The 7,767-nt window shown below is 39.1% G+C and carries 11 protein-coding genes; 6 read left to right on the forward strand and 5 right to left on the reverse strand.

Annotated features, from left to right (window positions below; translation table 11 throughout):
* Positions 1-61: 61 nt before the first annotated feature.
* A complete protein-coding gene (locus E5329_RS20515; RefSeq protein ID WP_168356705.1) occupies positions 62-520 on the forward strand; it encodes a MarR family winged helix-turn-helix transcriptional regulator in 459 nt (152 codons plus the stop codon).
* Entirely contained in the window at positions 501-1,289 is a 789-nt protein-coding gene (locus E5329_RS30890) for a GNAT family N-acetyltransferase (RefSeq protein WP_275443535.1), read from the forward strand. Before E5329_RS20515 ends, E5329_RS30890 begins: the two co-directional genes overlap by 20 nt.
* Positions 1,290-1,381: 92 nt before the next feature.
* On the opposite strand, the gene E5329_RS20530 is transcribed toward E5329_RS30890, so the two are convergent.
* From E5329_RS20530 to E5329_RS20540, 3 genes are read right to left on the reverse strand one after another with little or no spacing between them, the layout of a single operon-like run.
* A complete protein-coding gene (locus E5329_RS20530) occupies positions 1,382-2,281 on the reverse strand; it encodes a zinc ribbon domain-containing protein (RefSeq protein WP_135991214.1) in 900 nt (299 codons plus the stop codon).
* Positions 2,278-2,655, reverse strand: coding sequence for a hypothetical protein (locus E5329_RS20535; protein WP_135991215.1), 378 nt, complete (start codon positions 2,653-2,655; stop codon positions 2,278-2,280). Before E5329_RS20535 ends, E5329_RS20530 begins: the two co-directional genes overlap by 4 nt.
* The gene (locus tag E5329_RS20540) at positions 2,645-3,169 is read right to left on the reverse strand and encodes an RNA polymerase sigma factor (RefSeq protein ID WP_135991216.1); all 525 of its coding nucleotides are present in this window, start codon (positions 3,167-3,169) and stop codon (positions 2,645-2,647) included. Before E5329_RS20540 ends, E5329_RS20535 begins: the two co-directional genes overlap by 11 nt.
* Before the next feature lie 94 nt (positions 3,170-3,263).
* On the opposite strand from E5329_RS20540, the gene E5329_RS20545 reads away from it, so the two are divergent.
* A complete protein-coding gene (locus E5329_RS20545) occupies positions 3,264-3,551 on the forward strand; it encodes a hypothetical protein (protein WP_135991217.1) in 288 nt (95 codons plus the stop codon).
* Positions 3,552-3,792: 241 nt separating this feature from the next.
* Positions 3,793-4,857 (forward strand): acyltransferase family protein, encoded by a 1,065-nt coding sequence (locus E5329_RS20550; protein ID WP_135991218.1) that lies wholly within the window; start codon positions 3,793-3,795, stop codon positions 4,855-4,857.
* A gap of 15 nt (positions 4,858-4,872) precedes the next feature.
* On the opposite strand, the gene E5329_RS20555 is transcribed toward E5329_RS20550, so the two are convergent.
* Positions 4,873-5,355 (reverse strand): GNAT family N-acetyltransferase, encoded by a 483-nt coding sequence (locus E5329_RS20555; protein ID WP_135991219.1) that lies wholly within the window; start codon positions 5,353-5,355, stop codon positions 4,873-4,875.
* A gap of 217 nt (positions 5,356-5,572) precedes the next feature.
* On the opposite strand from E5329_RS20555, the gene E5329_RS20560 reads away from it, so the two are divergent.
* Positions 5,573-5,860: a hypothetical protein gene (locus E5329_RS20560; RefSeq protein ID WP_135991220.1), complete on the forward strand. Its 288-nt coding sequence runs from the start codon at positions 5,573-5,575 to the stop codon at positions 5,858-5,860.
* 116 nt (positions 5,861-5,976) lie between these two features.
* Positions 5,977-7,065 carry a toll/interleukin-1 receptor domain-containing protein gene (locus E5329_RS20565; protein WP_135991221.1) on the forward strand — a complete coding sequence of 363 codons (1,089 nt, stop codon included), beginning with the start codon at positions 5,977-5,979 and terminating at the stop codon, positions 7,063-7,065.
* On the opposite strand, the gene E5329_RS20570 is transcribed toward E5329_RS20565, so the two are convergent.
* Positions 7,062-7,685 (reverse strand): AAA family ATPase, encoded by a 624-nt coding sequence (locus E5329_RS20570; protein ID WP_168356706.1) that lies wholly within the window; start codon positions 7,683-7,685, stop codon positions 7,062-7,064. The two genes, E5329_RS20565 and E5329_RS20570, sit on opposite strands and share 4 nt — an antisense overlap.
* Positions 7,686-7,767: the final 82 nt, after the last annotated feature.

Raw genomic sequence — 7,767 nt, forward strand, 5'->3', positions numbered from 1 at the left:
TACTAAATAAAATATAATCAAAAAGTGGACTATGTCAACTAATAAACGAGAAAGGGGTAATATGAACGAAATCGATAGAACCATCCATGAAATAAGAAAATTCAATCGTTTTTATACGGTAAACATGGGTTTTTTAGATTCAGGGTATCTTGACACAGAATACTCAATAGCAGAAACAAGGATTTTATTTGAAATTAAGATGCATGAAAAATGTATTCAAAGCGATATTGTAAAAACTTTGCATATAGACAAGAGTTATTTAAGCAGGCTCGTAAAAGGCTTTTATAAAAATGGTCTTATAGAGAAAGACAAATCAGAGGAGGATAAGCGGGTAACGTATCTTTCAATGACGGAAAAGGGAAGCGCTGAAACAGAAAGATTGATCGAATTAACGAATCATCAGATAAAAGCCAAAATAAATAAATTAAGCCTTGACGAATGCAATAGATTGTGCGATGCGATGCATACAGTAATTTCAATTTTAGGAAAAGAGGAGCGCAATGAAGGTTATTACATTTGAAGAAAAGTACAGACAGGATTTTATCAATTCTAATACGGATTGGATCGTTTCAAATTTTGGATTTCTGGAGGAACATGACAAAGAAACCTTTGAGAAAATTGATGAGGAAATGGAAGCGGGAGCTATGATATTTTTTGCTGTTGAGAATGATACAGTGCTGGCAACCTGCATGGCAATGCCGATGGAAGGCGTCACATGGGAAATATGCAAGCTTGGTTCAAATAAAAATATTCCCCATAAAGGCGCAGGAAGCGCGGTGTTTGAAGCGTCCATGCAATGGGCTTTAAATCATGTCGCGGAAAGACTTTTTATTATTTCAAACAGTAAATTGAAGCCAGCTCTTCACATTTATGAAAAATATGGCTTTAAAGAGATTAAGTTGGAAAATTATGAATATATCCGAGGTGATATTGCCTTTGAATATAGGAAAGAAGGCGCAGGCAACTGGAAGACAGTAGTAAAGAAAGAGGATGCGGTAAAGAAGGTCTTTAAAGGCGTTTCCCTGGATTCTCTTGCAGCAGGCCCAAAATCACAGGTTACAAAGATGAACTACGTTGCAGGAAATTATGCATCCCCTCATCAGCATCCGAATGAACAAAGCGGATATGTGATTTCGGGGAAGTATGAACTTACGGTTGGGGATAAAAAGTATGAATTGAATCCAGGTGATGCATATGCCATTCCTGGCAGTCAAATACATTCTTTTCGTGTCATTGAAGGCGGTGAGGTGGTTGATGTTTTTACGCCTCCCAGAAAGGATTATTTATAGCAGTTCAAACTTCGCTGGCAGACGCCCGATAAGGCAAAAAGTCACAGGCTTGCCGGGCGTTTGTTGGCGTAAGTTGAACATTTTGGCTGGCGTTATTGTCTCTCTTGAATAGATATTTCTGAAACCGTATCTTTTACGCCGTTGATCTGGAGCCTTACATGAATTTTTCCATTTTCAAATTCATTTAGCGGATATTCCAAAGGTTCCGACAGATTTGTTACGTTGATTGATTGCGCCATGTCTCCCTGGACCAGCCAAAGAACCAGTGTTGCCCCCTCTGGCACTGTTTTGCAGGAAATATCAGCGTGAAGCATTTGGGTGTCTGCGTCTACAATTTTCATATCCTGTTCTTTGATGAATCCGCTGCTGGCGCTTTGGAACTCCAGCTTCCAGACGCCGTCGCTGCAGCTGTTGGAATTCATGTTGATGACGCCTAAGTTCCAAATCCGGTCATTGGATGCAGGGTCTGTGTTCACGCCATTTCCGGCGGCGCTTACGATAAAGCCTGTCAGACACATCAGCATAAGGGCCATGCTGATAACGCCGGCGGCAATCAACGGTAAGTGATGGGTTTCCTGTTTTAACATCATAGCATTTTCCTCCTTGTTTTCTATAGGAATCCCGCATTCTTCACAATAGTTTGCTTTGAATGAAATGCGGCGTCCGCAGGCGGGACAGGTTCTTTTTAGTTCTGAACGGCGCAGAAAGTAAATCAGCAATCCGAAAAAGGGCGCGGCAATAAAAACTACAGTTGTCCATAGCGCCGGATCATCGCCCCGTTTTTTGCAATCCTGATATACCCATGAAGCAAAGAAAGCAGAAGTGCAGAAAGCAAAAATGAGGAAGCAAAGCAGCAGGACGGGAAGCAGCATGGAAAGGCCGCTGAAACCATCGCTTTTCAGAAAATACAGGCCGAACCTAAGCAGGATGAGCAGGAAGACAGCCGGAATGCCGATAAAAAGCGGAAGTTTTTTGTTTTTTGTATCATTCATGCCAATACACCTCTTTTCCGGATACGAATGGTAATGTCCTCTTTCATGTTTGTTCTTTTTACGCCGACGATGGTAAGCAGTACGCCTGCCAGCCCAAGATAAAAGCAGATGCCGGCGGTCAGGTAAGACAGATAAGGATTGCTGATTGCCATAAGGGCAGCGGCAGCCAACATAAGAAATGTTGCCAGGTTCAAAATCATAGGCAGGTACCAGAGAGACAAAACGTATGTGGCGGGTTCTTTGTGCATGGCTGCTTCCTGCTGGTACAGGGCGGCTTTGAGTTTATGGTTCAGTTCCGGGGTGGGTTCATCCGTCAGTGTTAGAGAGGCCCGGATGATTTCATCTGTGTTTGTATCAAAAGGGTTATCTTTCATAGCCAGCTTCCTCCAATCTTTTCTTAATCAGGCTTCTGCCCTTGAACAATCGGCTCTTCACGGTTCCAGGCGGTTTCTTTATGATTGCCGCTATCTGTTCTATGGAGCAGCCGGAAAAGTAAAACAATATCATCGGCACCCGGATTTTTTCGGGAAGAGTTTGAATCATTTGATTCACTTCTGCCATCAGCTCTTTCTGAAAAAAGTTTTCTTCCATGTTTTCCGGGGAGTGCAGTACCGCTTCTGTTTCCTCGTCCAGATTGGTGCAGGGGGCGATTCTGTTCCGGCGGGCCTGTTTTCGTCTGTTGCTTTTCCAAAGATTATGCGCGAATGAAAAAAACAGCGCTTTCGGATTCTGCGCCCAGTCAAGGGTCTGCGGGGTTTCTAATGCTTTTAGAAACGTCTGCTGATACAAGTCCTCGGCGTCTGTTTTGTCCATACAGAGTTTCAGGCAGAATCTGTAGATATCCGTGCCGAACTCATCGATGCATCTTTCAATTTCTCTTGCGTCCAATGCTTCACCTCCATTGCCCGTTCATCTTATATTCGTCATGATTTTGTCAATGGTTCATAATTTTCAGAAGAAATTAAAAAAAAAGACGCCCCGTATGGTGCGGGTTTTAACCAACTGCCTGTGTCAGAAGGGAGCCTTAAGTTATACCAATAAAACCGGAAAAACGCTGACAATAAATCCGAAGCTTCTGGAAAAAATGCAGAATGCTCCCGAGAAGGAAAAAGAAATGAAGGAGCTGATCAAAGGCGTTGAGACGGCAACAAGGCTGGTGGACGGCCTTTGCAAAGGCATGGGACGGAAAGAACGATGGGAGAATTCAGAAAAACTGATTGAAAAGCAAAAAGCGGCGGAGGCTTATCAAGGAAGAGGCCGTATCGTCTAAGGATGGAAGGATTTACCTGAATGACGCAGAAATACGGATGATGATGGAAGGGGCAAAAGAACAGGAATTAGCAAATACTGCGAAGGCGCAGCGGACAGTGGGCAGAAATCTGGATTTGCAGGCATAGGAAAGTTATGCTATTGTTTTAGAAGAATATAAAAATAAAACAACATAAAATATCAAAAGTCGGTTTGGAAATTTTGCAGAATGCCAGATAACTGGGGAAAGGCTGATAGGTTTCATGAAGAAAGAAAAAGGCGTCAGAAAATATTACATTGATAATTTACGGAGCATAGCTATTTTACTGCTGTTTCCAGTGCATACCTGTATGATCTGGAACGATTTTGGCGCCCGTTTCTATGTTTGGCAGGGAGAAAATAAAATATTGAGTTCTTTGATTGTCCTGATAAATCCATGGTTTATGCCGCTTTTATTTGTTTTGGCAGGGATAAGCGCACGGTTTGCATTGGAAAAAAGAACAAAGAAAGAATTTATCATACAGCGGGTTCATAAGCTGCTGGTTCCATTTGTGTTTGGAGTGGCGTTTCTTGTGCCTTTCCAGACATGGTATGCAAGAAAATTTTTTGACGGGTATCAGGGAGGCTTCTGGGAGAACTGGAAATATTTTTTCACCCATCTTACTGATTTCAGCGGGTATGACGGCGCTTTTACCCCGGGCCATCTGTGGTTTATTCTGTTTTTGTTTCTTATCTCAATGGCGGCTTTGTTTCTGTTTCATTTCGTTCCCTATGAAAAGGCTGCGGACAGTGTGAGAAAAATTCCGGCGGTTGGAGTTTTGCTTTTATTCCTTCCCATATGGCTTATGTATTATCTGGGCAATTTCGGCGGTTACAGTATAGGGAAAAATCTGGCTCTGTACCTGGCGGGATATTATGTGTTAAGTAATGAACTGGCATTGGAAAAGCTCGAAAGAAATATAAAGTGGCTGGCGGTTTTGTGCGCGGCTGGAACGGTTGCTTCTGTTGTGATGTACTATAATTTTTCTTATTACGGCGATTGCTGGGTGAATTTTCTTGGATGGATTTCCATTCTGGTTCTGCTTGTGGCGGGAAAAAAATTTTTAAATCAAGAGACCGGATTTACGAAATATTTTAATCAGGCGTCGTATCCAGTCTATCTTTTGCATCAGTCAATTCTGGTGGCGCTGGCCTATTATGCTTTGCAGGCAGGCGGAAATTTATTTGTGCAGGCAGGGGGTATTTGCATTGGAAGTTTTCTGCTTACAATGCTGGCGTACCATTTGATTCGGCGGACTTTTGTTCGGAAAATGGTTGGAATGGGATAAAAGTATGCTGCCGCTTTATTTTTGAAAAACATACCGCAGTTCTATTATATCTTTGCCGGCAATCTTTACAGGAAGCCGTTGGTTATTCCATGAAAAGCCATGCTGTTCATAGAATTTTCGGGCACGGAAATTTTCTTCAAATACCTTCAGATATATTTGGGCGTAATTCAGTTCCAGCAGCTTTTCTTTTACAAATTCAAAGAGAAGATGGCCGCAGCCTTGGCCTATCACCTCTGGTAATACATAGATGGAAATAATTTCGCCCCATCCCTGGAAATCCTCATCTCTTGCGGAAGAAATGGAGGATGTGCCAAGGATTTTTTCTTCGTCTGTTATGACATATGCGCCTGCTAAAGGCGGCGTCCAGCCGTTTAGATTCAGGTTGTCAAGATAAGCCTGAGGTACAATGCCTCGGAAAGCATTTTGCCAGCCTGATGTGTAAATCTGTCGTACTTTTTCAGTGTCATCAGAAGTCATTTTTCTTATATGCGTATGCAATTGCAGAATCCCCCTTTTTTGAATTTTAAAATTACGTTACAGATAAATTCTCTTTGATTGTATCCTATGTCGGGAATAAAAGCAAGTTTTTGGAATGTTTGGGAGTTATGAGAGGAGCGGCAGGATGAAAATATATGTAGATGCGGCGGAGTTTGTGTTGATAAATCTTTGTGGGAGGAATGGGTTTGTGGTGATTTAGGATTATGGCATAGTCGTTATGGATTTGGGAATAGGGGGAATATACCATTTACCAGTTTGGGAAATGGTGTACAGATGGAGAGGAAATATTGATCAGATGTTTATGGAGAGACGGTTGGGAAAAAGGGAGCAGGGAGAGATTTGGGGAAGAGGTATTGGAAAGGGGGGAGTGAAAAAGAGGGCGGAGGAGGATGATGTTTGGTTGCGGAGGGGGTTGAGAAGGTGGAGAGTGTTAAGAAAGCGGAAAGATTGTAGAAAATTGGTGAAATTTGGGGGAGGGTGTGGTAGTATTGTTGTTAATGGATAATTCAAAGTTATCCGTTGGATTTGGTATTTTTAAATCGTATAAAAAATTTGTTATAACATAATAAATCATTTTTTTGAAACATATATGACTAAATGAAAAGGAAATTGGTATAACATATGTCAAATATATTTATTAGTTGGTCAAAAGCTAAAAGCAGAGATTTTGCTATTGAAGTAAAGAACCTTCTTGAAAGTTTGAATCCGCAATTAAACGTGTTTATGTCAGAGGAAAATATTTCGGCTGGAGAAAGGGTTCAAGAAAAAATAATTAATAAAATTATAGAATGTGATACAATATTACTTTGCTTTACAAGAGAGAATAAAAAATCGCCATGGTTACTGTATGAAGCTGGATTTGCAAGTGGTCTAAACAAAATGGTCATACCAATCCTATTTGATAATGACCAAAACTGGCATTCATGGATTGATAACCCGATGAATATTGCTCGTGAAATAAATATAAATGGAGAAAACTTTGAAACAACTTTTCTAAAATGCTTTAATCTATGTGATTCATCATATACAAGAAATGCACTTACAAGTTTTGTTGAAAATATAGAAACTATCAAAGAAAAATACCGTCAGGTAGATATTCATTGTGAAGATTTTGTCGACTTGTTAATATCAAATAATGCTTTTCGCGTAGAAAGTCCTATATATAGAAATAAAACGGCATACTTTTTAACCGGATTTGAAACATTTGATTTGTGGAAAACAGTAGTTAAATCCTTTTTATATACAGGTAAATATTTATGGATATATGGAAGAAAGAATATGAAATTGTTTGGAGGAAATTTCAAAGAATTATTTGAATATTTAGAAGAAAAAACATCAAATGAAGATATGTTTGGAATTGATTTTCGATGTTTGTTTTTAAACCCAGAATCAGACGAAGTAAAGTATGCTCATAAACAACAAGATATCTTTTCACAGGAATTAGATGCTACAATTAAAAGGGCAAAACATCAAATAGGAGATAATCTTATTCTTCAAAAATGTTTCCGTATGTATTCCAACAGACGTGAGGAGGTCATCATTCGTTTAGATAATTGTATTATTTATTCAAAACCACATTTTGATGAAAATGGTCAGCCTCAGATTATGACAGATACGAAATTTGAAGTTTTTAGTGCATCCTCCCAACGTGGTCAACAATGTATTGAAAAATATTGTGCCATATGGGATTCTGCAATTAGTTTGTTTTAGTTTTTATATATTTCGCCAAAAATTTCATTAATTTTAGAGAGCGTTTCTTGTATGGAAAGGGTAGTGATATTAATGGAACGTATCATACATAAATCTTTAGGAATATTGTATAAACTATTATATAAGTCAACATTGGCTTGATATAAAAATGGTACATACTCTTGTTTATATTTTTGGGGATTCCTTTTATTTAGACGATTCCATAAAGCTTTTTCTGAATCTATATACAAATTGATATATAAAATATTTGGGAAAGGTGTGCTTAAATAAAGTTCTTCTGGAATAATATGTACACCATTGATAATTGAAGGGACACCCTTTCTCTGCTGCCGTTTAATAATATTAATGATAGAATTTTTCATTATCTTACATTGTTGTTTTGCCATATCGTAGCTCAAAAAGATATCGTGTGAGTAAATTTCATCTGAAGATAATTTATAAACAGATGTTAAACGGTTAGTATACCCTCTCAAAATTTCTCGAATTATATCCGTTTCCTCAACAAGTCTAAATTCTTTATATGTTTTAAGAAGTTCCCAAGAAATTGTTGTTTTTCCTACTCCTGGAACGCCAGATATAAGGATTATTAAATTTTCAGGTAAAAAATATTCTTTCTTCATTTCATCATTCCCCTTACTCGAATTCATCAAATCCAACGGATAACTTTGAATTATCCATTAACAACAATACTACCACACCCTC

It is taken from the genome of Petralouisia muris (genome assembly GCF_004793545.1).
In the GTDB taxonomy this organism is placed as follows: domain Bacteria; phylum Bacillota; class Clostridia; order Lachnospirales; family Lachnospiraceae; genus Petralouisia; species Petralouisia muris.

Excerpts from the sequence above, each read along its gene's own strand:
- E5329_RS20515 (WP_168356705.1), top strand. The coding sequence starts at position 62 with ATGAACGAAATCGATAGAACCATCCATGAAATAAGAAAATTCAATCGT.
- E5329_RS30890 (WP_275443535.1), top strand. The coding sequence starts at position 501 with ATGAAGGTTATTACATTTGAAGAAAAGTACAGACAGGATTTTATCAAT.
- E5329_RS20530 (WP_135991214.1), bottom strand. The coding sequence starts at position 2,281 with ATGAATGATACAAAAAACAAAAAACTTCCGCTTTTTATCGGCATTCCG.
- E5329_RS20535 (WP_135991215.1), bottom strand. The coding sequence starts at position 2,655 with ATGAAAGATAACCCTTTTGATACAAACACAGATGAAATCATCCGGGCC.
- E5329_RS20545 (WP_135991217.1), top strand. The coding sequence starts at position 3,264 with ATGGTGCGGGTTTTAACCAACTGCCTGTGTCAGAAGGGAGCCTTAAGT.
- E5329_RS20550 (WP_135991218.1), top strand. The coding sequence starts at position 3,793 with ATGAAGAAAGAAAAAGGCGTCAGAAAATATTACATTGATAATTTACGG.
- E5329_RS20560 (WP_135991220.1), top strand. The coding sequence starts at position 5,573 with ATGGATTTGGGAATAGGGGGAATATACCATTTACCAGTTTGGGAAATG.
- E5329_RS20565 (WP_135991221.1), top strand. The coding sequence starts at position 5,977 with ATGTCAAATATATTTATTAGTTGGTCAAAAGCTAAAAGCAGAGATTTT.
- E5329_RS20570 (WP_168356706.1), bottom strand. The coding sequence starts at position 7,685 with ATGAAGAAAGAATATTTTTTACCTGAAAATTTAATAATCCTTATATCT.